At 64.2% G+C, this 22,616-nt stretch carries 25 protein-coding genes; 13 read left to right on the forward strand and 12 right to left on the reverse strand.

Features of this window, described 5'->3' with window-relative positions:
* From H5407_RS19870 to H5407_RS19880, 3 genes are all read left to right on the forward strand, one after another.
* Nucleotides 1–2,504: RHS repeat domain-containing protein (locus H5407_RS19870; protein WP_183106235.1), on the forward strand; the 2,504-nt coding region annotated here is incomplete at its 5' end.
* Complete coding sequence (locus H5407_RS19875) at nucleotides 2,491–3,213, forward strand: hypothetical protein (RefSeq protein ID WP_183106236.1); 723 nt, start codon at nucleotides 2,491–2,493, stop codon at nucleotides 3,211–3,213. The genes H5407_RS19870 and H5407_RS19875, both read left to right, overlap by 14 nt.
* Before the next feature lie 359 nt (nucleotides 3,214–3,572).
* Nucleotides 3,573–3,992 (forward strand): hypothetical protein, encoded by a 420-nt coding sequence (locus H5407_RS19880; protein WP_183106237.1) that lies wholly within the window; start codon nucleotides 3,573–3,575, stop codon nucleotides 3,990–3,992.
* Between the two features lie 2,095 nt (nucleotides 3,993–6,087).
* On the opposite strand, the gene H5407_RS19885 is transcribed toward H5407_RS19880, so the two are convergent.
* Nucleotides 6,088–6,285: an antitoxin VbhA family protein gene (locus H5407_RS19885; RefSeq protein ID WP_183106238.1), complete on the reverse strand. Its 198-nt coding sequence runs from the start codon at nucleotides 6,283–6,285 to the stop codon at nucleotides 6,088–6,090.
* Between the two features lie 74 nt (nucleotides 6,286–6,359).
* Here H5407_RS19885 and H5407_RS19890 point away from each other — a divergent pair, with 74 nt between their 5' ends.
* Nucleotides 6,360–6,656, forward strand: a complete 297-nt coding sequence (locus H5407_RS19890; RefSeq protein ID WP_255501346.1) for a transposase — start codon at nucleotides 6,360–6,362, stop codon at nucleotides 6,654–6,656.
* Nucleotides 6,657–6,853: 197 nt separating this feature from the next.
* Here the strand turns inward: H5407_RS19890 and H5407_RS19895 are convergent, their stop codons facing one another.
* The 7 genes from H5407_RS19895 to H5407_RS19925 form a co-directional block, all read right to left on the reverse strand.
* Nucleotides 6,854–7,258 (reverse strand): DUF1842 domain-containing protein, encoded by a 405-nt coding sequence (locus tag H5407_RS19895; RefSeq protein ID WP_183106239.1) that lies wholly within the window; start codon nucleotides 7,256–7,258, stop codon nucleotides 6,854–6,856.
* A gap of 512 nt (nucleotides 7,259–7,770) precedes the next feature.
* Complete coding sequence (locus H5407_RS19900) at nucleotides 7,771–7,968, reverse strand: antitoxin VbhA family protein (protein ID WP_183106240.1); 198 nt, start codon at nucleotides 7,966–7,968, stop codon at nucleotides 7,771–7,773.
* A 28-nt stretch (nucleotides 7,969–7,996) separates the two neighbouring features.
* Complete coding sequence (locus tag H5407_RS19905) at nucleotides 7,997–8,233, reverse strand: hypothetical protein (protein ID WP_183106241.1); 237 nt, start codon at nucleotides 8,231–8,233, stop codon at nucleotides 7,997–7,999.
* Nucleotides 8,234–9,022 (reverse strand): triacylglycerol lipase, encoded by a 789-nt coding sequence (locus H5407_RS19910; protein WP_183106242.1) that lies wholly within the window; start codon nucleotides 9,020–9,022, stop codon nucleotides 8,234–8,236.
* Nucleotides 9,023–9,360: 338 nt separating this feature from the next.
* Nucleotides 9,361–10,149: a MipA/OmpV family protein gene (locus H5407_RS19915; RefSeq protein ID WP_183106243.1), complete on the reverse strand. Its 789-nt coding sequence runs from the start codon at nucleotides 10,147–10,149 to the stop codon at nucleotides 9,361–9,363.
* 147 nt (nucleotides 10,150–10,296) lie between these two features.
* On the reverse strand, nucleotides 10,297–10,470 hold the full coding sequence (locus tag H5407_RS19920) for a hypothetical protein (RefSeq protein WP_183106244.1): 174 nt from the start codon (nucleotides 10,468–10,470) through the stop codon (nucleotides 10,297–10,299).
* A gap of 449 nt (nucleotides 10,471–10,919) precedes the next feature.
* Entirely contained in the window at nucleotides 10,920–11,360 is a 441-nt protein-coding gene (locus tag H5407_RS19925) for a DoxX family protein (RefSeq protein ID WP_183106245.1), read from the reverse strand.
* A 114-nt stretch (nucleotides 11,361–11,474) separates the two neighbouring features.
* Between H5407_RS19925 and H5407_RS19930 the strand changes: the two genes are divergently transcribed.
* The 3 genes from H5407_RS19930 (at nucleotide 11,475) to H5407_RS19940 (ending at nucleotide 13,797) form a co-directional block, all read left to right on the forward strand.
* Entirely contained in the window at nucleotides 11,475–12,395 is a 921-nt protein-coding gene (locus H5407_RS19930; protein WP_183106246.1) for a LysR family transcriptional regulator, read from the forward strand.
* Between the two features lie 195 nt (nucleotides 12,396–12,590).
* Nucleotides 12,591–12,824 (forward strand): hypothetical protein, encoded by a 234-nt coding sequence (locus tag H5407_RS19935; RefSeq protein WP_183106247.1) that lies wholly within the window; start codon nucleotides 12,591–12,593, stop codon nucleotides 12,822–12,824.
* Nucleotides 12,825–12,897: 73 nt separating this feature from the next.
* Nucleotides 12,898–13,797 carry a LysR family transcriptional regulator gene (locus tag H5407_RS19940; protein ID WP_183106248.1) on the forward strand — a complete coding sequence of 300 codons (900 nt, stop codon included), beginning with the start codon at nucleotides 12,898–12,900 and terminating at the stop codon, nucleotides 13,795–13,797.
* A gap of 50 nt (nucleotides 13,798–13,847) precedes the next feature.
* Here H5407_RS19940 and H5407_RS19945 read toward each other — a convergent pair whose 3' ends face one another.
* The 3 genes from H5407_RS19945 to H5407_RS19955 form a co-directional block, all read right to left on the reverse strand.
* Nucleotides 13,848–15,452, reverse strand: coding sequence for a 2Fe-2S iron-sulfur cluster-binding protein (locus H5407_RS19945; RefSeq protein ID WP_183106249.1), 1,605 nt, complete (start codon nucleotides 15,450–15,452; stop codon nucleotides 13,848–13,850).
* 201 nt (nucleotides 15,453–15,653) lie between these two features.
* Entirely contained in the window at nucleotides 15,654–15,944 is a 291-nt protein-coding gene (locus tag H5407_RS19950) for a hypothetical protein (RefSeq protein ID WP_183106250.1), read from the reverse strand.
* A gap of 148 nt (nucleotides 15,945–16,092) precedes the next feature.
* Nucleotides 16,093–16,425, reverse strand: a complete 333-nt coding sequence (locus H5407_RS19955) for a co-chaperone YbbN (protein WP_183106251.1) — start codon at nucleotides 16,423–16,425, stop codon at nucleotides 16,093–16,095.
* A gap of 260 nt (nucleotides 16,426–16,685) precedes the next feature.
* Here H5407_RS19955 and H5407_RS19960 point away from each other — a divergent pair, with 260 nt between their 5' ends.
* From H5407_RS19960 to H5407_RS19975, 4 genes are all read left to right on the forward strand, one after another.
* Nucleotides 16,686–18,128, forward strand: coding sequence for a dihydrolipoyl dehydrogenase (locus H5407_RS19960; RefSeq protein ID WP_183106252.1), 1,443 nt, complete (start codon nucleotides 16,686–16,688; stop codon nucleotides 18,126–18,128).
* A 39-nt stretch (nucleotides 18,129–18,167) separates the two neighbouring features.
* Entirely contained in the window at nucleotides 18,168–18,791 is a 624-nt protein-coding gene (locus H5407_RS19965) for a glutathione S-transferase family protein (protein ID WP_183106253.1), read from the forward strand.
* Between the two features lie 8 nt (nucleotides 18,792–18,799).
* Nucleotides 18,800–19,411 (forward strand): glutathione S-transferase family protein, encoded by a 612-nt coding sequence (locus tag H5407_RS19970; protein ID WP_183106254.1) that lies wholly within the window; start codon nucleotides 18,800–18,802, stop codon nucleotides 19,409–19,411.
* Nucleotides 19,412–19,512: 101 nt separating this feature from the next.
* Nucleotides 19,513–19,998, forward strand: coding sequence for a nuclear transport factor 2 family protein (locus H5407_RS19975; RefSeq protein ID WP_183106255.1), 486 nt, complete (start codon nucleotides 19,513–19,515; stop codon nucleotides 19,996–19,998).
* 174 nt (nucleotides 19,999–20,172) lie between these two features.
* On the opposite strand, the gene H5407_RS19980 is transcribed toward H5407_RS19975, so the two are convergent.
* Nucleotides 20,173–20,841, reverse strand: coding sequence for a TetR/AcrR family transcriptional regulator (locus tag H5407_RS19980; RefSeq protein WP_183106256.1), 669 nt, complete (start codon nucleotides 20,839–20,841; stop codon nucleotides 20,173–20,175).
* 141 nt (nucleotides 20,842–20,982) lie between these two features.
* On the opposite strand from H5407_RS19980, the gene H5407_RS19985 reads away from it, so the two are divergent.
* The gene (locus H5407_RS19985) at nucleotides 20,983–22,002 is read left to right on the forward strand and encodes an NAD(P)-dependent alcohol dehydrogenase (RefSeq protein ID WP_183106257.1); all 1,020 of its coding nucleotides are present in this window, start codon (nucleotides 20,983–20,985) and stop codon (nucleotides 22,000–22,002) included.
* Between the two features lie 52 nt (nucleotides 22,003–22,054).
* Nucleotides 22,055–22,603 carry a carboxymuconolactone decarboxylase family protein gene (locus tag H5407_RS19990; RefSeq protein ID WP_183106258.1) on the forward strand — a complete coding sequence of 183 codons (549 nt, stop codon included), beginning with the start codon at nucleotides 22,055–22,057 and terminating at the stop codon, nucleotides 22,601–22,603.
* Nucleotides 22,604–22,616: the final 13 nt, after the last annotated feature.

The following is a 22,616-nucleotide window of genomic DNA, read 5'->3' on the forward strand; positions in this document are numbered from 1 at the left end:
AGGAGGCCAGCAGCCGCAAGGTCGTGGTCAAGGGCTATGACAGCGCCGGCCAGCTGGCCTTCGAGAGCTACCCCCAGCGTGACGCATCGACGGTCGGCATCACCAGCCCCGGCCGCCGCATGACGTATGACGCCCTGGGCCGGCTGTTGCGCACCGAGGCCGACAGCGAGCTGGGCGTGCTCACCAGCACCCAGGCCTACCTCAGCGGCTTCCAGACGCAGTCCACCAACCCACGCAACAAAACCAGCACCCAGAGCTTCTGGGCCCTGGACAAGCCCGAGGACGCCAAGCTGGCCTCCGCCAGCCTGCCTGCGGGCGTGACGGTGACCATCACCCGGGACGCCTTCGGCAAGCCCACGTCCATCAGCCGCGGCGGGGTGACGCGCCGCTATGTCTACGACGCCGGTCAACGCCTGTGCAAGACCATCGAGCCCGAGGTCAACGCCACCATCCAGGACTACGACCTGGCCGGCAATCTCAGCTGGAAGGCCCCGGGGCAAAACCTGACCCTTGCCAGCGCCTGCGACACGCTCAGCGTGCCGGCTGCGGCCAAGATCAGCTACGGCTACGACCCCATGAATCGGCTCACAAGCACGAGCTACGGGGACACCAGCCCGGGCATCACGCGCGAGTACTGGCCTGACGGCAAGCTCAAGACCGTGAGCAGCAATGGCAGCACCTGGAGCTATGTCTACAACAGCCTGCGCCTGATCAGCACCGAGACCCTGAGCTATGCGGGCCAGAGCTGGGCCTTCAGCTGGGGCTACAGCCCCAACGGCCACCTGGCCAGCCTGAGCTACCCCATCGGCGGCCCAGGTGTCAGCTATGTGCCCAATGCCCTGGGCGAGCCCAGCCAGGTGGGCAGCTTCGCCACCAGCTTGAGCTTCCATCCCAACGGGGCGGTCAACAGCTTCCGCTTCGGCAACGGCATCCAGCACACGCTGACTCTGAATCTGCGCGGCCTGCCGCAGACCAACGAAGACGTGGGCGTCATGAAGGATGCCTACGCCTACGATGCCAACGGCAACGTCAACAGCATCAGCGACCAGCAGGAGAGCGTCTTCAGCCGCAGCATGGGCTACGACGACCTGGACCGCCTCACCAGCGCCAGCGCGCCCGGCGTTTGGGGGGCCGCGACCTACACCTACGACGCGGCGGACAACCTCAAGACCGCCAACGTCGGCAGTCGCAGCGTCACGCTGAACTACCTGGACGGCACGAACCGGCTGAACCGGGTGGACGTCAACGGCACGCAGCAGCTCTACGACTACGACCCGTACGGGAACATCAAGCGCAAGGGCGCCCAGCAGTACTTCTTCGACCAGGGCAACCGCCTGCAGTCCGCGGTGCCTGGCGGGAGCTATGTGTACGACGGCCTGGGCCGGCGCATCCAGGTCAGCGGCGGCGGCGACGGCAGCACGCGCCTCTCGCTCTACAGCCAGGCCGGCCAGCTGCTGTGGAGCACCAGCAGCGGCGGCTCACGCCCGGCCAGCAGCACGGCCTACGTCTACCTGGCCGGCAAGGCGATTGCCGAGCTCAACAGCGCCAGCGGCACGCAGTACGTCCACACCGACGCCCTGGGCAGCCCGGTGGCCCATACCGGGCCCACGGGTGCCTTGCTGAACCGCACGCGCTACGAGCCCTACGGCTACGTGGCGGCCGGCACCAAGCCCGGGCCAGCGACCAGCCTGATGGGGTACACGGGGCATGTGCAGGATCCGGAGACGGAGCTCGTGTACATGCAGCAGCGGTATTACGATCCCATCGCCGGGAGGTTCCTGTCGATCGACCCTATCGTCACGGATGCCGAGACTGGCAAAAGGTTCGGGCTGTATACCTACGTCGGTAACAACCCGTATGCCAAAGTGGATCCGGATGGAAGGGATCCGACGCTTACCAATGCCGAGTGTCGAAAGATGGGCGGCTGCGAGGTGGTGGCTGACTCAGGGTCGTCCGCAGGCTCCTCTGGCACCAGCAAAGCGGAAGGCTCAACAGGTTATCAAGGTCTCACTATGGTAAATCCCATGGGGGATCCTGAGGGGGATAACCCAATGGCAGGCCATGCCACATTAATGGTTGGTGGCGGGGCAGTGGCAATGGGAGCTGTAGTAGGTGCTCCTGTGCTTGCTCAGGGCGCGTTGGGCTTTATTGAGCGTGAAGGATTGAAGTACGCGACTCGTCAGGCAGTGAAGGAATTTTCAAGCAATGAACTGGCCATGTCCGAGTTTTTGTCAGTGAAAGAAATGGCTGCCGGAACACGCCTTGCCGCTGCGAACTATGGGAAGGCGGTGGAGCGATATGCTGCAAATTATGTGGCAAGGAGCCCGGTATTGAGTCGCTTGCTAAATTACACGAGTCGCCCATTCACTAGATCGCCAGATTTTGCCTCGAAATATGGAGAGAGAGTTTATGACATAACAACGAAGGGTACCAGGTGGGCGGAGGATCATCTTAGAAGAGGCTATGATGGCATGCTGACATTGATTCAATATGTTCGCCCGTAATGAGGATTCAGAAATGAATACGGCTAACTCCAAGGTCATTCGTGGCGGCAGGCGAATTTTTGGACGCTACACATTGAAAGGTGTGGAGTGCGCAGGATGTTCGTTTGTTGGTGGGACCTTTGGCTACAACGGAAACTGGGAGAAAGATAGCCAAGATTCCTTATGCGACGCCTTGATTATGGATGCGGAGATTAATGGGTGCTCCGTGGGGCCTGCGATAATAAGAAGATCCACATTTTCAGGTATTAGGGGTGATCTATTGATATGCTGGGGGACTTTTTTTGATCAAGTTAAGGTTTTTGGTAGATTCGATGCTTTGATGCTCAATGGAGTCCCTAAGCCTGGCTTGAATGAGGCTGACAAAAGGATATTTTCAAAAAAGAGGAGTAATTTCTACCGCGATGTTGAATGGGCATTGGATATATCTCAGGCTGAATTTTCTGATTTCTGCATTAGGTATAGCGCGGTTCCAATCGAGAAGATAATATTGGATCCCGCGACTCAATTTGTTGTTGATATTTCGGGCGGGGTGGGCGGTGTCGATGGGTTGGTATTGTCTTCCTATACTAAAACCATGATTTCTCAGATGCTAAAGGAGCGGGCTGAGAAAGGATTGTTGGTTGCACCCAAGCGGGATGGTAAGCTGTTCAGTGCTATTTTGCAGGATGCTGATATTTTAAGAAGTGCTGGATATATAAAGCCTGCCTGACTGAAATTCGCTGAAGCCCGGTCAGGATTGGTGTTTTCGCGTTCGGGTGCCCACTTCTCTCTTGCAGGGTAGCCTCAAATTTGGTGCTGAGCAGCGACCATTCGCAGGATCAGATACCATTTTGAACTTTAAACTTGGTACGGGCGACGTTGGATCAAATGGAAGGCCAAAGCGCAGTATGCCGAAGATCAGCATCGCCATCTTGGCAATGCAAATCCCAATGATGGCCTTGGGAGCGTGACTTTTCGTCTTGAGCCGCTTTGCGAAGCGCCTGACTACCGGGTTACCCCGCTGCACCAGTGCGGGCATGTAGAGCGCTGTGTGCATCCTCGGGTGCCCCACCTTCCGCCATGAATGAAATGAAAGCTTCTTTCTCCAGCGTAAGGCTTGCAAATGCAGCAAAGCGTTTGGGCTTCGTTGCTTTAAATGTGGGAAGTGGAATCCGACTGGAGAGAATGCTTCTTCGGCGTGAGGGGCTTTCTCTCGCCTTAGTGCTTAAGGTGGAGATGGAGGGAGTGGGTAGCTTTATGAGTGCAGATATTTCCATCAGAGAGGACGGGAGGAAAAGAGCTCACGATCCACAGCTTGAGACGCTTCCGAAGGAGATGAGGAAGAAGGTGATGGAGGTGAGAGGCTCTGAAGAGGAAGTGGTGGCTTGTTTGAATATGAGAATGGTTCTTCCTGATTTATTTGAGTTTGGCAGGCCGATTCCCGTTGATAACTGGTGTTTGGAAGATTTCCGAAGGTTCTTGATTTGTGCGGTAGATGGGTCTGAGTAGTGGATTGCGGCGAATGGGGAGGATTTGCTAAGCTCAATTGATGGCAGGCTTGGTGATGTAATTCGTGGCGATATTATTTGGCGTCCTGCATATTTTGGCCTGCCCAAGGTTAAATGACGGTGGCTTTAATTGAGTTGTCAATTCAGGCTTTGAAATAAAATTGCCCGGCCCTGACCGGTAGAAGCTGTTCGAAATTGACAACCATGCTTAAACGCCCCAGGGAGGTGTTTGGATAGGCTTGAGCCTGCGTGACAAGGTGCTAGAGGCTGAGTCGTAGCAGGTTGTACATAGGCGGGATGCGGTTGCTCGACGGCTGGCGATTGAGAACGGAGTGGGACCGAAACCATATGCAGCCAGTGTTGAAGGACAGTAGAGCGGCCAGATCCAGCCCCATTCACGCAGGCAGGGCTGCATAGGGCGCTCGGTCTTGCCGTTGGTCTGGCGTGTATACGCCAAGGTCTTGATGTGTCGGATGCCCCGTTCCAGTTCATCGCAGGCTGCTTGAAAGTTATTCCTGCAGCCAATGCAGTTGCTAGTCATGGCGAGCCCCATGGACACGCCCAGGCTGGCGTAGAAGGCCACAGTCTCGCGCAGACGCAGGACGCAACTGTCGGTGGTTTCGTTGGGCAGTAGCCGAGCAAACGAGACGCACAGACGAGCGTCGATGGTTAGGAGGGGGCGGCCTCTCTACCCTTGGCCCCTCCCTGGTCGAGCCTGCTAACGCCTTCCATGCGGCAGGACCGCTTGATGTCAAGGTGGGGCAGCTCGTCTGGCCTTTGCCGCGCATAACGGCGATGCGGCTTCGCGTGCTGCAGCAAGCTGAGCCGCCGACTCAACCCCAGTCTTTCTCAGTGACGCGTTGCGATCACCTGCCTCCGGTCCGAATCACTCGCGACCAGACACGCTTGCGCCACTCACGTCGGCATTATTTTGAACTGGCGCACTTACTCCGGATTGCTGGCCTGGGCACGGCTTTCACAGTCGGCAATCTGCGTAGCGGGCGTCCGAAGTAGCCCTACTGGCCTCCGGGGAAGCTGAGATGACTCAAAGTAGCTATTGCGATAACCCTTCTGTTGAATTTGGCAACTTCTGCGGGCCCAGCATTCAATAAGTCGGTTGTTTTCGGAGAAGTAAAAAAATCCTTCGACGCGGCGCTTCGTGAGGGCCTATCTAAGGCGGAGCAGGAAGGACAAACGGGCGCACTTCTAAAAGTCACTGTATTTGAGCAGACGACGGAAGCCGGCTCCTACTACTCTTTAGGCGGCGGGCCTGGCGCAACTCTTGTGGGCGTCGGAATGGATGCAGATGCCGCCTGCAATACTTGACCCCGGCGGAGTTCAAACAGCAACTCCGCCAAGACATGCAACCCGCCGTCTTCTAGGAATTACTGTCTCGATAAAGCCGAGCAGGCCACAATGGCCAGCGCTACCCTAAATGAGGACTTGTCGAAGAGTCCCGACGCGCCTTTTCAGAGCAAAGAGGCAGTTTATAATGCAGTCAAGAAATATGGCGACAAAGCAAACCAAGAAGTACAAGACCTAAGAATTAGGCAGAAGTCCCTGAAAGATGGTGCCACTGGGGCAACGATTAAGGTATTCGAAATCGGAGTGAAATACAAAATGAAGCAGCCAGCTTCAGCCATGCCAAGGGGGGTACTGCCGTGAAATCCGCAGACAGGGATTGAGGCGGCACCCTGTCCGAGCTAGGGCGCTTAGAAGGTTCTCAGTGCTTTCCTCTTCGCCGCCACGGCAAGGCGTGACCGCCGCTCGCCAGCCTGCCCGGACTTCTCAAGACTTCTCATCGGATTTGAGAAGTTTCACGCCGTGTTCCACGCAACAGCCGCACCTTGTCCGGCGGTGGGCCCTGCCTACACTGGCCTGCCATGGATGCACGCACGTTCCGAAGCATCCGCGCCGACCTTGCTGCCGACGCGGCATGTCCAGAGCTATGAGCGGAGGGGGCTTCGTCTTTCGCACCGTCTACGTCGATCCTGACGTCGATTCAGCTCTGCTCGCGCAGGCAGCGCGCGACGGCATCTCGAAAGGGCGGATGTTCCGGCACTACCTGGAGGTAGGCATGGCACTGGCAGCAAAGGTCAGGGCTGCGCCCCGAGACGCCCGGCATGACCTGCAGTCGCCCGCCGATCCGCCTCCCGCGCCCGTTCGATGATCCGCCGCCGCACCTCCTCGGCGTCGAGCTGGCCGTCGATCATGGCCTCCATGTCCGCCAGGAACTCCGCACTGGGCTGATGGCCCTCGATGCGGGTGCTGGCCAGGGCCTGCTCCAGGCGCATGCGGCGCTCAGCCACAGAGCGCTGGCGCGGCGCTGCGGACTCGTCAGAGGAGGGCTTGTGTTCACACCGCAGTCCTGAAGGCGCAGATCCTGGCCGAGCGCGCGGCCCCTGGCGCCTCGGTGGTGAGGGTGGCGATGGCCCACGGCATCAATGCCAATATCGTGCACGGCTGGCGCAAGCGGGCTCGCGAACAAGGCGTGTCGCCAGTCGCAACGGCAGCGGCAGCGACCACGACCTTCGTCCCCCTCGCGATCGAGAAACCGATGCCACCCGCCCTGCCACGCATCGACATCGAAGTGCGTCGCGGCTCGGTGGTGATGTCGATCGCCTGGCACGGCCGAAATGGCGAGCTGGGTGCGCGCGCTGCGTAACGTCCAGGCATGAGCTGATCGTGGACACGATCGTTGTCGGCTCAATCGGGCGGGGCAAGGTGGGGTGCCTAGACGGTTACTGTTCAGATTTCCGGCGCCAGCTCTTTCTACCCCGGCTAAGCCCATCAATTCAAGGGCGCCTCCGGCGGCGGTGTCAAAGCCCGCCGTCGAAGGCGCCGGTCAAACGGCGTGGGGATTCAGCCCTGGGACTTGATGGGCACGCCCGTCACTTGCTGAGCGCCGTAGCTGAACGCGCCCTCCCCTTGCCAGTTGTTGTCCGTCACAAACGTGGCCGTGAACTTCTCTTGAATCGAGCCGATGGCGGGCGGCGGGAAGCTCTGCCAGTACTCGCCCGTCAGCGAGAACACGCGGGTGGCCTTGCCCAGCCCCAATCCGTGAACCGTGCCGGACACGTTGCGGATCTCGATGCGCGAATTGGGCGGCGCAATCGCCTGGGTGATCACCGCCAGGCCACTGAGCGAACCCGGCGTGCTGTCGGGGTTGTAAATCAGGGAGAGGCTCAACAGCGGCGCGCCCGGCATACCGACATTGCCGGCAATCAGGTGCAGGTGTTGAACTTGGGTCAGTTCGGGTTGTGACATCGTGACGTTCTCCTGCAGTCGGTCATCAAGCCACGCAGGCCCGCGTGCGAAAACGACCGGCCACCAACGGGTCGCAGCGGAGCAGCGCTGCCCTGGCGCTGAACGGATACGATCAGCGCGACACAAACAAGCCACTCAAAAATTAGGTTTTGGCGCCCTGTTCGTGCGCTGACTCTAGAACAAATGATCCCGCCCTCGACCTGTAAGCAATGCCTATGTTCCCCTGCATTGCAAAGTTATTCATTCCGGGTTCCTCGAGCCGCCCTGTGTTGGCGCCGATCGAAATTTTCCCGATTGGGCAGCTAGGTCCGCTGCCTCAATGAAGCCTGCCGCCAGGGCTTGGAGCGGATGGTGTCGCTCAGTGGCGCGGTCAATGTCGTCCGCAGGTCGAAGCGCCGGTTGAGGCGGCATTGGAACTCCGCGAGCTTGCGCTGCGAGTCCTGACAGCGGAGCCTGAGGGTCAGGTCTCAAGCCTATAGGCAAGACCTGACCCCCATTGCGCAAGCGCGCCCTCAGCGTTCGACGGTTGTGTTCATCGCCCGCCGATCCGCCTTCCACGCCCGTTCGATGATCCGCCGCTGCACCTCCTCGGCGTCGATCTGCCCTGTGATCAAGGCCAGCATGTCCGCTAGAAACTCCGCGCTGGGCTGATGGCCTTCGATGCGAGGGCTGGCCCGGGCCTGCTGCAGCCGCAGGCGGCGCTCGGTCACGGAGCGCTGGCGTGGCGCCTCGGTCTCTTCAGATGCGGGCTTGAGTTCCGTGCGGTTCGGCTCCAAGCCCCGAGGAGCCATGAGGAAACATCGACTCACGGATGAACTGATGGTGGCGGTCCTGCGCGAGGGGGGGGGCGGGCGGCGTCATCCGCTCGCGCAGGGCATCGAGCACTTGCTTGAGCTGGGTGCGGGTGTTGCGGCTGAAGGTGTCGTGGTTCAGGGCCAGGGCTTCGGCCCTGTCTTCCAGCTCATCCCCAGGCATTCATTTCAGCAGTGGGCCCAGCAGCGCCACGTATCGCGCCAAATGGTCCGCTGGTGGGCTCGCTGCGGCCTCGGCCGCCTCGAAGGGAAGCCCCGAGGGCCAACCGATCGCGCCGCCGTGATCGACTGGCCAGACTGCGAACAAGTCCGCCTGCTTGTTGGTCCGACTGGAGGAGTCCAGACTGACCACCCCGTCGTTGGGAACCTTGCCAAAGCCACCAACGAAGGCAGTCGCCACGAAGACGGGCGACCTGGGGTATGTCGCAGCCGCATTGCAGCCGATGCAGACGTAGTCCACCGGCTGGCCTTTGAACCCGTTGACGGGGCCGTTCTGAAGCACGCTTCGCCGCGTCAGGTCGGCGAGTGCGCCGGCATAGTCTGCAAGATAGGCCGTCAGGAGCTCTGCGGGCGTAGGGAATCCCAAAAAACCCTTCTTCAGCGCTGCATTTGCCACCGGGCTTCCAAAGTGTGGGGTTGCAATGGTGATGAGCCGTGGGACCCTGCGTGCGATGTCGGGATAGACGGCCAGCATTCGCCGGCAGTCCAGCCCGCCCATGCTGTGGGCCAAGAGGTAGATGGGCTGCCCGTCGTCAGGCCAACGCTGAAGCACCGCGACTGCAAGTTGCTTGGTGCGCTCTTGCAGAGAACCGACGGGCTGCACCGAGGGGCAGAACACGTCATGACCGCGCTCCGTGTATTCCGTTGCGATGCGATTGAAGTACAAGCCAGGGTCCATCGGGAAGAGATGCCCGAACCCAAGGATTCCGTGTGCGAGGACGATTCGCGCCATGACCAGCTCCCGTTCTGCGGCAGCGCTTGCGCGAGCCGACTTGGTCTTGCCCTCTGTGGGGCCATGCCGCAGCATAGGACAGGTGCGATCGGTCAGCGCGAGGAGCATCCCTACGAGGGCAGCTTTGGCGACGAGCAACGGCAGCCACTGGGCCCCCGCCGTGACGGCACCTCCAACATACCCTTCCGACGGGACTCGAGCACGCGCGCAGGTGCCTCTGAACCATCTCTGCTGCACGGCCATTCGTGATGGGGCAGGGACCGAGCAGACAGCGCGGGGAATGCCTGGCGCGACCGCTGCCTCTGGCAGCGAAACGGCACTCCCGCCTCAGCAGCAGTTCAAAAGCGGTAGAGGTAGCCCAGGCGCACCTCGGGCAGCGTGCTGCGGTCCACCAACGGGCTGCGCTTGATGGCGCTGCCCAACGCGGTGACACCGAGGTCGGCGAACAGCATCTGTTGGGGGGCGATACGGTAGTCCAAACGCAAGCCCAACTCGGTGTTGACGGTGGAGCCTGCCAGGTAGGCCGCCCGGTCGGCGCGCACCTCGGACGTTTTCACGCCGTAGTAGTAGTCCACGTACTTGCTGTCGAGCCAGGTCACCGTCAGGCGCGGCGCCAGGCCAAACTCGCCCAGCGCGATGCGATGCTCGGCGCCCAGGCGCAGTTTCTGGCCCTTGCTATGGCTGCTCATGTCGCCTGACCAGTCCGCGCTCAGCGACACCTGGCCTGTCTGAAGGCCTAGTCGGCCGCCAATCCAGGCGCTTGCCTGGCGTTTGTCCATGCCGGCAAGGAAGGGGGAGTCGCTGGCCTTGTAGCCGTCGCGGGCATAGCCCACGGTGAGGCCATAGCTCAGCGGGCCAGTGCGGCCCAGCTTGAACTCCAGCCCTGGGCCGAGGACGCGCACCCAGCGGTTCTCGAAGGTCAGGATGGGCCAGACCTCGGTCTTGTTGTCAAAGTCGCGATAAGCCCTGGTCTCGGGCATCACGGCGAGGCCCAGGCCCCAGTGGGAGGCGCCATCGCCGCCCGCGCCATCGTCGGGGCCGTGGGCCATGCTGGTCAGGGGGCTGAGTGCCGTGAGCAAGGCGGCGAGCAGAGGCGGTGCGGTGCTCGGCAGGGGGGGCTTGGGCATGGTGTGGACCGCGCGATGCGGTGTTGAGGAAGGACAAGCGGCTGTCTTGCCGCGCAAGCCCGGGAATTGCCGGGTCATGCAGTCTAGGCCAGCGTTGCCGTCGGTCCAGCAGGCCTTGGTCCGGCGGCGGGCAGTAGACTCACCGTGCTATCTGAGCTGGCGCAGCAGGTGGTTGACGGTGGCAGCAGGGCCGGCCAGAACGTCCCGGATGTCCGGCTCCAGCGCTGCCAGTTCGTGCCAGTGCGCGTCACCGGGCAGGCGCCCCACGAGCTGGACCGGCAGCCGCAGCACCTCGGCCGCCATTGCGACGGCTGTCGGCACCGTGGCCTCCAGCAGCACTCCGCAGGGGCGTCACCCGGCGCCAGGCTCAGTGCCGTCTCGTCGCCGACAAGCAGGCTGCGGGCCGGGGCCAGGTCGTTGAGGACCAGCGGCGCGCGCGGGCCCAACGCCGCCAGCGGCTGGTCCGGTGCGGCCTGACGCACCCGGCAAATCTCAGGCGGGAAGCCGAAATAGTCATCGACCATGCCGGGCTCGCTGGCGGTGCTGACGGCGAAGTTGTCGCTGACCCAGTGCGCCGACACAACGAGCATCGCCGGGGGCGTTGCGGCAGTGGGCGGGGCACATCCAGCAGCCCGGCCTCCAGCACGCGCAGTTGCTCGCGCAGCGACCCCTGCATGCTGGTCCAAGGCCCGCCACCGTGGCAGAGAAAGTAGCTGGGCAGGCGGGGACCCGAGGTGTCGGCGGGACTCATCATGCGATTTCTTGCCGGCTCAGCCCCGGGCAGCGATGGGCGCCTTGCGGGCGCGACCCCAGGCGACGAACAGCGACAGGGCCAGCAGCACGAGGTTGAACGGCAGCACGGCGGCTTCCCCGCGGGACAGGTGGAAGGCCATCGCGCAGACCTGCAGCGCCGAGGCGCCCAGGGCGGCGGCCACCGTCAGGCGCGGGGCGATGCGAGTCAGCGCCGGCAGCAGGATGCCCAGGCCCGCGGCCAGGTCCACCAGGCCGATGGCGCGCACGAAGGCCTCGGAGGACTGTGCCGCCCAAGGGATGACGCCTGCCAACTCGGCCGGCGACTTGCCCAGCTTCATCGAGGCGGCCCAAAGGTAGACAAAGGCCAGCAGGCCCTGGGCGATCCAGAGACCGGCGCGCAGCGCGAGACCGGCGGTCGTGCGAGGGGCGGCGGTGGGCAGGGTGGAGGTTGTGGTCATGAGAAGCTCCTTGGCGGACGCTGGGTCAGAGGTGAGGGTGTTGTCATGGTCGCCCTGTCCGCTCAATGTGAAAACCTGCTAGCGTGTATGGACTCCATCTAAAAATCAGATCAAGTGGCTGACTACACGCTGGATCAATTCGTCGTTTTCCAGGCCGTCGTCGAGTGTGGCGGCTTTGCGGCGGCGGCCCGCCAACTGGGGCGGGCGCAGTCGGCCGTGACCCATGCGATCCGCAACCTGGAGGAGGCCAGCGGCCTGCTGCTGTTCGATCGCAGCGGCTACCGCGCGGTCTTGACCGACGCCGGCCGGGCGCTGCTGCCGCGGGCTCGCCAGGTGCTGGCCGAGGCCGACGGCTTTCGCCGTGCGTCGCAGGGCTTCGCGCTGGGCCTGGAGGCCAGCCTGAGCGTCGCCGTGGGGCCGTTCGTGCACGAACAACCGCTGGCTGAGGCGCTGAGTCGGTTGCATGCCCAGCATCCGACCGTGCGCGTCGCGATGCGCGCCGAGCTGCACGGCCGGGCGCTGGAGCTGATGAGCAGCGGCCAAGTGCAGATCGCCCTGCTGGCCGAAGCCACGCCGATCGGTCCGCAGTTCGAGTCCTTCCGCATCGCCGAGCAGTCGCTGGTGGCGGTGGCCGCCCCTGGCCACCCGCTGGCGGCCGAGCCTCAGCCCATCGAGCCGGAGCGCTTGCGCCTGCACATGCAGGTCGTCTGGCATTCGGGCACCGAGTGGCTGGCGCCGCAGGACCTGGGCGTGCACGCCACCGACTGCTGGTACGTCAACTCGCTGAGCAGCAAACGCAGCCTGCTGCTCGCCGGCGTGGGCTGGGGCAGCCTGCCAGAGCATCTCGTTTCCGATGACCTGGCCGCTGGCCGCCTCGTGCGCCTGGAGCCGCTGAGCTGGGAGGGGCGCGACCGCATGCCAAGCTTCCACGCTGCGGTGGTGTGGCGGCGCGACGCCGTCATCGGTCCGGCGCAGCGCGTTTTGCTGGCGCTGTTGCGTGACCCCTTGCGCGACCCCTTGCGCGACGAGCGCTGACCCACAGGTGTCAAGCGCGCTCAGTTGTCGCTCGGCCCGCTGTCATGGCAACGTCTTCGAGCGCAGGCAGCGCTGCTACGGCGACCGGCGAATCCCTGCTTCCCTCAGCGATCAATCCGTGAGCTTCTCGGGAAGGGTCGTTCGCCGTCGCATGAATGAGGAGGGCCTGCTCGCCGCTCACGGTAAGGCTCCCGCATGGGCGAGATCAGGCCGGCGCCCGGCACAGTGCTGAACCGGGACTTCCGGGCCACCGCGGCGAACGCGACGTGGCTCACTGGCATCGCGGAGTTCCCGATCCCGGCGGGCAAGGGGTATCTCGCGCCCCAGCTCGGTTGCTTCGACGGCTGGTGCAATGAGGTTCGGATCATCACATCACGGGAGCCGTGCCGTCCCGTCGTGCACCGCCGGCGCCTGGGTATCGCCGCATAAGCAGGACCAGATTTCTGTCGAAGCCTTCTAGAATTGGCCGCAAATCAAAGGCATCGTTGCGCGAGGAGAAACAGTGGACCGACTGCATCTGATCAACGTGTTCGTTTCGGTCGTGGATGCGAACGGATTTGCTGGCGCGGCGCGCAAGCTCAACATTTCCCCGCCCGCAGTGACCCGTGCCATCAGTGAGCTGGAAGCTCACCTGGGGGTGCGCCTGCTGACACGGACGACCCGCGTGGTGCGCGTGACCGAGGCGGGGGCGCGTTATGTGGAGGATTGCCGCCGCATCCTGGCTGAGTTGGCTGAGGCGGACGAATCGGTGAGCGGGCTGCACGCCGCGCCGCGCGGGCGGCTCTCGCTCACCGCGCCTGTGCTGTTTGGCGCGCTGTTCGTCACCCCGATCGTTGCTGAGTATTTGAAGCGTTATCCTGAGGTGACGGCTTCATGCTGGTTCCTCGACCGCGTGGTGAATCTGGTCGATGAGGGGGTGGACATCGCGGTTCGCATCGGGGAACTGCCGGACTCATCCCTGCAGGCGATCCGGGTTGGCCGTGTGCGCCGCGTGATCTGTGCGGCGCCCAGCTATCTGGCGCGCCACGGCGCTCCGCAAACACCGGACGAATTGACGGCCCACACGATCGTGTCGGCCAGCGGCGTCACCCCAACGCCGGAGTGGCGCTTGGTGGAGAACGGCGTGCCAAAAAGCGTCAAGCTGCAGCCGCGCATGACCACCACCACCAATGACTCAGCAGTAGCTGCCGTCGTGGCGGGTTTTGGTTTGACGCGGCTGATGTCCTACCAGGTGGCCGAGCATGTGCGCGAAGGTCGGCTCCAGGTCGTTCTGAGCGAGTTCGAGACGGCACCCCTGCCGGTGCATCTGGTGCATCGTGAGGGGCGCCATGCCTCTCAGAAGGCGCGCGCGTTTCTGGACCTGGCGATCGAGCGTCTGCGCGAAAGCAAGGCGCTGGACTGACAGCGCTTGAGCCAGAGCGGCCCTGCCTCTGTTCTCTGTTGAAAGGCGGCTCAGAGGTCCAGGGTCAGGTGATCACCGGCTGCGCGAGACACGCAGATGCACATGCGACGCGCCTGCGTACGTTCGGCCTCGCTGAGCACGCTGTCACGGTGTTCGGGCTGGCCCTCCAACACTTTCACGGCGCATTGCCCGCAACTGCCGCCGCGGCACCCTGAGGGTACTTCCACCCCAGCCTGCTCCAGCGCTTCCAGAATGCTCTGACCAGCGCTCACCTCGATGCGCTGTCCGCGCCGAGGCAGGGTGACTGACAACGGCCGCTGTGGGGCAGCGCTTGGCGCGGCTTGAAAGGCCTCGCTGTGCACCTGCTCGGCCGGCACGCCGGCTCTTCGGGCCGCCTCCCGGACAGCATTGACCAGGCCTTGCGGGCCGCAGACATAAAAGTGCGTGCCGGGCCGCGCCGCCTGCACCAGCCCCTGGGGATCCAGACGCGCATCTCGATCCGCGGCATAGCTGTGCATCTGCGCACCGAACTCGCGCTCCAGGCGGTCGAGGTAAGCCCCCTCGCGCCGCGAGCGCACCGCATAGTGCAGCTCAAACGCTCGGCCGGCAGAGCGCAGCGCCTGGGCCATGGCCTTGATCGGGGTGATGCCGATGCCGCCGGCCACCAGCACCGCCGGCGCATCGCTGTCGGGATCCAGCGCGAAGTCATTGCCGGGCAGGCTGCAGTGCAGAACCATGCCCAGCTGATAGCTGTCGTGAACGGCCGCCGATCCGCCGCTGCCCGCGTTCTCTCGCAGCACTGCGATTTCGTAGGCGTCGCGGCGTTGCGGGTTGGATGCAATCGAGTAGCGGCGGCTGCTCAGCGTGCCATTGACAAGCCGTACAGGCATGTCCAGGTGTGAGCCGGCCTGGACCGCTGGCAGCTCTGCGCCATCCAGGCTGCGAAGCTCATAGGCGCGAACCCGCGGCGTGAGCTGACGCACCCCGCTGATGCGTAGAGCCAAAGGGCCTTTGCCCAGCTGCAGTTCCGGTGGCTCAACTGGCATGGCGCCGGAATGGCGAGCGAGCGCCCGGCGTGCCTTACGCAACTCGTCACGCAGTGGCGCCACGGCCTCGTTCACCTCAGCCTCGGTGAAGCGAGGCGTGATGTGCTTGGGGCAATTCCAGTCGTAGGCTTCCACCGTGATCAGCATGGCGCGCTCAACCCGTGCCTCGTACTCAGGCAGGGCCAGCCGTTCCAGCAGGGCAGGGTCTTCGTCGGCGGTCACCAACTTGACGCGCCCCAGGATCTTCAGCCGGCGTTGATGGGCGTAGTCCATCAGGATGATGGAGACGCGGTCATTGCCCTGAAGATTGCCGACGCTGATGTACTGCACATTGCCGCGGAAGTCGGCATAGCCCAGGGTCTTGGCATCCAGCACCTTGAGAAAGCCGGCAGGTCCACCCCGGAACTGCACATAGGGCCAGCCTGTTTCGCCTACCGTGGCTTGATAGAAGCCATCACGGGCGTGAATGAATTCCGACTCGCGTGCGGTCAAGGTGTCGCGGCGGTCGTCCGTGTGGTCCAGTGCTTCATAGGCCGAGCGGCTGCCCATGCGGGTTTGCATGGCCCTCACGGTGGGCGTGAACGCGAGGTCGGAATAGGCTCGGCTCATGGTTTTTCCTTTGGGCTTTCAGGGGCTGTGCTTGGGCTGCGGCGATGGTCTTGGCGGCCGCAGCGTCGAGGCTCTCCACTGTGGTCGATGCCGGCTTGCTTTGGAATCCATGCCTGGCTGAGTGGAGTATTTCCGGCGCTGGAACAATGGAGGCACGCAGCGGCGTGCCTAGCGCACGCCCTTCAGGGACTGCCCATCCACCTAGCGCACAACGGGACAGTTCAAGACGACGTCGGTCACGGTCAATGTCAGTTCGCCCCTGTCCTGGGCGGCCAGGATGGCCTCCTCGGATCTCAGCTCCTGCCGCACGGCGGCCGGGCTCCAGCGCACCAGCACCATCCGCCACAGCGGGCTATAGGAGCGATCCGCATTGCCCGCCCCGGTGGGAGAGGGGGCGGACTGGAACACGCTCCACTGCGCTGCCCCGGCGAACTTGCAGACGCGCTCGACCAGCGAGCGCTGCGGGGCACTGGCGCCAGGCGGCGACGGCAAGGCATCGGCCAGGCGAGGCTGCGTGGCAATACGAGCTCCGCGTCCGTGGTGTGCACCGCCTAGATCGCGCAGCCCGAGAGCAAGCCCAAGATGGCAAGCGCTACCACGCCCTGGCGTGCTCGCGCCAGCCCGCGGGCCGTCTGCCCGGTCATGCCAGCACGCCATCGACGAAGCGGCCCAACTCACCGGAAGAGGCCGCGCCCAGGCGGCTGGCGAGGACTTCACCGTTGCGCACCAGCAGCAGCGTCGGCACGCTGCGGATGCCGACCTCTCGCGTCAGATCCGGGCAGGCGTCGATATCGATCTTCAGCACACGCAGTGAATCACCGCGCGACTGGGCGAAGGACTCCAGCACCGGCGCAAGACCCTGGCACGGGCCGCACCAGGTGGCGGCGAAGTCCACCAACGTCGGGCGGTCATCTTCCAGGGCCAGGACCTCACGGGCGTGGCTGTCGTTGCGGGCTTCGAGGACTGCTTTCATGGGCGCCAAATCTCTGTAGTTGGAAAGCCTGCATTACATGCGCAGGCTGCTGCACCTTCAAGCAGGACCGGCGAATCGGAGCATTGCGCGCGGCGTGCGGAATCCGCTTGGTCAGTTGCGATGGATCCTATTGTTCCGGCATGCGTATCAGTGACTTGGCTGCGACGGTGGTTCACTTGCGGGCAACAAGTGCGCACAGTGGAGGCATTGCCAAGCGGCTGGCGCTTGGCTGAAACCCTCGCAACTCGAAGGAGTGATGCATGCGTCAACACCAAGTGGATGTTGCCATCATCGGCAGCGGTACCGCTGGCATGTCCGCCTACCGCGCCGCCCTGGCGCACACCCGTGACGTGCTGGCCATCGAGGGCGGCCCGTATGGCACCACCTGTGCCCGTGTGGGCTGCATGCCCAGCAAGCTGCTGATCGCGGCGGCCGAGGCGGCCCATGCCGTGGCTGAGGCAGGGCGCTTTGGCGTGCGAGTCGATGCGCCTCCTCGCATCGATGGTGCGGCCGTGATGGCCCGGGTGCGCGGCGAGCGCGATCGCTTTGTCGGGTTCGTGACCGAGGCGGTGCACAGCTGGGCGCCGGAGCACCGTCTGCAAGGCTGGGCACGCTTCACGGCGCCACAGACCTTGGAAGTCAGCGGCCATGACGGCGAGCTGCATCGGGTGCAGGCAGCGCGCATCGTCATTGCCACCGGCTCCGAGCCCCATGTCGAAACGGCCTGGTCGTCGGCGCTGGGTGATCGGCTGATCCGCAATGACGAGTTGTTTGACTGGCAGACCCTGCCCAAGGCAGTGCTGGTGCTGGGCACAGGCGTGATCGCGCTGGAGCTGGCCCAGGCGCTGCATCGCCTGGGTGTGCGGGTGCGGGTGCTCGGCCGCAGCCAGCGCGTGGGTCCGCTCACTGATCCGGCGCTGCAGGCATTGGCACGCGAGCTGTTCAGCAGCGAACTGGCGCTGTCGCTGAACCAGGCGGCGCCCAAGTTGCGGCGAGAGGGCGACGAGGTCCTGCTTGAACTGGACGGGCACATCGAGCGCTTCGACTTCGCCCTGGCTGCCGCCGGGCGCCGTCCGCGCTTGGCGGGCCTGGGCTTGGAGCACAGTGGTCTGCCCCTGCAAGCGGACGGGCGCCTGCCATTCGATCGCCATACCGGGCAGGTCGGCGACACGCCAGTCTTCATCGCTGGCGATGCGGGTGGTGAGCGGGAACTGTTGCATGAGGCAGCCGACGAAGGACGCATTGCGGGCGACAACGCCGGCCGCTGGCCCGATGTGCGGGTGCGGCCACGCCGCGCGCCACTCGCCGTCGTGTTCAGCGATCCGCAAATGGCCATTGCGGGGCGCAGCCATGCCGAACTGTTGGCAGCGGGCGCTCCCTTTCTCGCCGGCCAGGTGTCGTTTGCCGACCAGGGCCGCAGCCGCGTGATGGCGGTCAACCAGGGCGCGCTGCATGTCTACGCCGAAGCGGGCAGCGGACGCCTGCTCGGTGCGGAGATGCTGGGGCCGCGCGCCGAGCATCTGGCCCATCTGCTCGCCTGGTCAGTGCAGCGCGGCGACACCGTGCAGCAGATGCTGGACAGCCCCTTCTACCACCCGGTCATCGAAGAGGGCCTGCGCACCGCCTTGCGCATGTTGCAGCGCGACTTGCGCATGGCGCCCCCGGCGGTGGAGCACTGCCTGGACTGCGGCTCGGGGGCGTGAGCGCCGCACATTGACAACTCTCACAACACACTTTCGACCATGATCGATGTTTACTACGCCCCCACGCCCAATGGCGTGAAAATCCCCATCGCGCTCGAAGAGTTGGGCGCACCTTATCGCATCGTGCCCGTCAATCTGGGCCGTGACGAACAGAAGCGCCCGGATTTCCTTGCGCTCAACCCCAATGGCCGCATCCCGGTGATCGTCGACCCCAAGGGCCCCGAGGGCGAGCCGGTGTCGGTGTTCGAATCAGGCGCCATCCTGCTCTACCTGGCCGAGAAGTATGGCGGGCTGATGCCGGCCGTTCCCAGGGAGCGCATTCGTGCCCTGGAGTACCTGTTCTTCCAGGTCGGCGGGGTCGGCCCCATGTTCGGGCAGGCGGGATGGTTCATGCGCCAGTCCGAGCGCATCACTGCGGGCATTGAGCGGTATCAGGCGGAGTCGCGCCGTCTGACGGCTGTTCTGGAGACCCGCCTGCAGCAGAGCCCCTGGCTGGCCGGAGAGCGCTTCTCGGTGGCTGACATTGCCCACTTTGGCTGGCTTCGCGTGGCCGACTATGCCGGCGTCCGCATCGATCGCTACCCCGCCGTGCAGGACTGGCTCCAGCGCATCGAGAGCCGGCCCGCGGTTCAGCGAGCGCTCAGTCCAAACCATGGCGCCTGAGGATGGTCATGAAGCTCTATCACTTTCCCCTGTCCGGCAATGCGCACAAGGTGCGCCTCATGCTCTCGATGCTGTCGCTACCGCATGAAGTGGCGGTACCCACGGGGGGCGCTCACAAGCAGCCCGAGTTCCTCGCCATGAACCCGTTCGGTCAGGTGCCGGTGCTGGTGGATGGCGAGGTGGTGGTGCGCGACAGCCAGGCCATCCTGGTCTACCTGGCGGCCCGCTACGGCGGTCCGGCCTGGTGGCCGGAGGACCCGGCTCGTCTGGCGGCCGTGCAGGGCTGGCTGTCCACGGCAGCCAATGAGGTGTCGCATGGGCCGGCCTTGCTGCGCATGCATCGCAAGTTCGGCCGCTCCATCGACCTGGAAGCCACGACACAGCGCAGCCTGGCCTTGCTGTACTTGCTGGACGATCAACTGCGCACACAGCCCTGGCTGGTGCCGGGCGATCAGCCCAGCATCGCGGATCTGGCCGTCTACCCCTACATCGCTCTCGCACCCGAGGGCGGCCTGGAGCTCTCACCTCACGTCCATCTGATGGCCTGGTTGTCTCGCATGCAGGCCCTGCCTGGCCATGTGGACATGCCGGGCCTGTGGCGCCCCATAGCCAAAGAATGAACAACAACGAACCTCAACCCGACTTCACCCGGCGGGAGTTGCTTGTGGCTGGCGCCGCAAGCGCGGCTGTCGGATTTCTCAACCCCAGTTCTGCGAGCACCATGAATACGACAAGTCCTGAAACCCCGCGTCCCCCATTGCCCCCATTCAGCCGCGAGACGGCGATTCAGAAGGTCCGTGCGGCTGAAGACGCATGGAACACGCGCGATGCCAAGCGCGTGACCCAGGCCTACACGGCCAACAGCCGCTGGCGCAACCGAGCCGAGATCTTCCAGGGGCGAGAGGCCATCCAGGCCTTTCTGGAGCGCAAATGGGCCAAGGAGCAGGAGTACCGCCTCATCAAGGAACTGTGGGCCGTCAGCGAGAACCGCATCGCCGTGCGCTTTGCCTACGAATGGCGCGATGACTCGGGCCAGTGGTACCGCGCCTACGGCAACGAAAACTGGGAATTCGATGCCCTGGGCTATATGGCTGTGCGCCATGCCAGCATCAATGACCTGCCCATCAAGCCCGAAGAGCGCAAATTCCACTGGCCCCAAGGCCGCCGCCCGGACGACCATCCCTCGCTGAGCGATCTGGGCCTGTGAACACCCAGGACTGACTTCAGACAAGGCTTTGCCAGAGGGCGCCCCAGCGGGGGCGCCCTTTTTTTGTGGAGCTGCGCCTGGCTTCAGGGCGTGATGCATCATGCCGCGCGCCCCTGCGGACCGGCCGCGGCGACAGGGCGCCAGGCTCTGCACCGGCTGCAGCGTTGGCAAGGCCTATCGCGTACGAGCTGCTGCACGCGCCTCAGTCGGCCAGGCACTCATCGCCACGTCCACCATGCGCAGCAGGCTGCTGGTGCTGGCGCCATCGCGCGCCTGGATCGCCAGGCCCTGAATCACCAGCGCAAAGTAGCCGGCCAAGGCAGCACAGTCTGCGCCTGCGGGCAGCTCCCCTTCTGCGCGAGCGCGCCTGAGCCGCTGCTCGATGGCCTGTCTGGCCTGCAGGCGCATGGCTTCGGTCTGAGCGTGCTGGGCTGAATTGGCCGGCGCTCCCTGCAGGCCGGCGGCCGACACCATGCAGCCGGCTGCGTGGCTGGGGTCGGTGTACTGGCGGCAAGCCGCCCGCAGGGCCTGCTTCATGCACGCGCGCGCCGGCAAACCGGACAGCAGGGCATCGCCGAGGAAGGCGCCATGGCGCTGCGCATAGAGATCCAGGCATTCGCGGTAGAGCGACTCCTTGTTGCCAAAGGCCGCATACAGGCTGGGCGGCGCAATGCCCATGGCGCCCGCCAGCGTGGCCGTGGATACGCCCTCATAGCCGTGCCGCCAGAAGAGATCCAGCGCCAGGTCCAAGGCCGCCGCGCGGTCAAAGCTGCGCGGGCGCCCGGGCAGGCGGCTTCCCTCTGGAACGATGGCTGGGGTGGTCGCGGATCTCGAGTTTGGCATGGATGAATTGTATCGATCCCTACATAAACAGCAGCGCGACGACTGCCAGACTGCGAAATTCAGTCTTGCGCAACACGGAACACCGCGACCGATTCCAGATGGCTACTATTTGTGTATCGATCACTACACAAATACGGCATCATGAATCAGCAATACAAGATTCGCATCGTCGGCGCCCAGGCGCAGCTGCAGGAGCAGGCCGGAGCGGCCATTCACGAGGTCGCTGCGGGCCAGGTGCTTCTGCAAGTGAAGGCCGCGAGCCTGAACTACCGCGACCTGCTCACCCTGCAGGGCGCTGCCAACGGAGCTGCTCGCGATGGCCTCGTTCCCCTGTCAGATGCCGTCGGCACGGTGCTGGCTGTTGGCGACGGCGTGCAGGGCTGGCAGGTGGGTGACCGCGCCAGCCCCAACTTCTTCCCGGCCTGGGTCGATGGCCGCTTCGACCCTGCCCATCTGCAGCTGGCCCTGGGCGGTGGCAACACCGATGGCGTCCTGAGCCAGCAGCTGCTGGTGCCTGCGCAGTCGCTGGTCGCGCCCGCCGCGCACCTCACTGATGAGGAAGCGGCCACCCTGCCCTGCGCCGGGCTGACGGCCTGGCATGCCTTGTTTGAGCGTGGCCAGGTAAGGGCCGGCGAGACAGTGCTGGTGCAAGGCACCGGCGGCGTGGCGCTGTTGGGACTGCAGTTGGCCGCAGCTGCGGGGGCTCGGGTGATCGTCACGTCCTCTTCGCATGCCAAGCTGGAACGTGCGCGGCAACTGGGCGCCTGGGTCACCATCCATTACGGCGACAACCCTGACTGGGACCAGCAGGTCCTGGCCCTGACCGAGGGGCTGGGTGCGGATCACATACTGGAACTGGGCGGGCCGGACACCTATGACCGCTCCATCCGTGCCGTGGCAGCTGGTGGACGCATTGCACAGATCGGCGTGCTGAGTGGCTTCAATGCCCGCCCCGACATCCAGCCCTTGCAATTCAAGAACGCCCGCATCGATGGCATCTGCGTGGGTTCTGTGGCCCAGTTCCAGCGGCTGAATCAATTCATGGCGGAGCACCGCATCCGCCCTGTGATTGATCGCGTCTTTGACTTCGATGCCAGCCCTGCGGCCTACACGCATCTGGCCTCCGGCCAACACTTCGGCAAGGTGGCCATCCGTCTGTGATCAGCCGCATCTGCCTTCCTCCTACTTCCCTTCCTCAACTGAAGAATCCGACATGAGCAAGTTCCCCATCCACACCACTGACTCCGCACCGGACGCCGCGCAAGCCTTGCTCGCGCAGGCCCAGCGTCGCTACGGCTTCGTGCCCAATCTGTTCGCAGGCATGGCCAGCGCCCCAGCCCTGCTGGCGGCCTATGTCGATACGTCCGAGGCCTATGCGTCCAGCAGCCTGAGCGTGCTGGAGCAGCAAGTGGTGAGCCTCACCGCCAGCCGCCTGCATGGCTGCCACTATTGCGTGGCCGCACATAGCACCATCTCTCGCATGCAGAACCTGGACGCCACGGTGGTGCAGGCGCTGCGCCAGGGCTTGCCGCTGTCAGATCCCAAGCTGGAGGCGCTGCGACAGTTCACGCAGCAGATGGTGGAACAACGCGGCTGGCCCCGCGATGGGCAGCTGCAAAGCCTGCTGGCCGCGGGCTACACGCAGCAGACCGCATTGGAGGTGGTGCTGGGCATTGCCATGAAGGTCATGTCCAACTACAGCAACCACCTGGTCGGCACGCCGCTGGATCCTGCCTTCCAGCCCGCGGCCCTGGCGGCCTGACGGCCTGACGCAG

Origin of the sequence: Mitsuaria sp. WAJ17 (genome assembly GCF_014174515.1) — a bacterium.
GTDB lineage: Bacteria > Pseudomonadota > Gammaproteobacteria > Burkholderiales > Burkholderiaceae_C > Roseateles_B.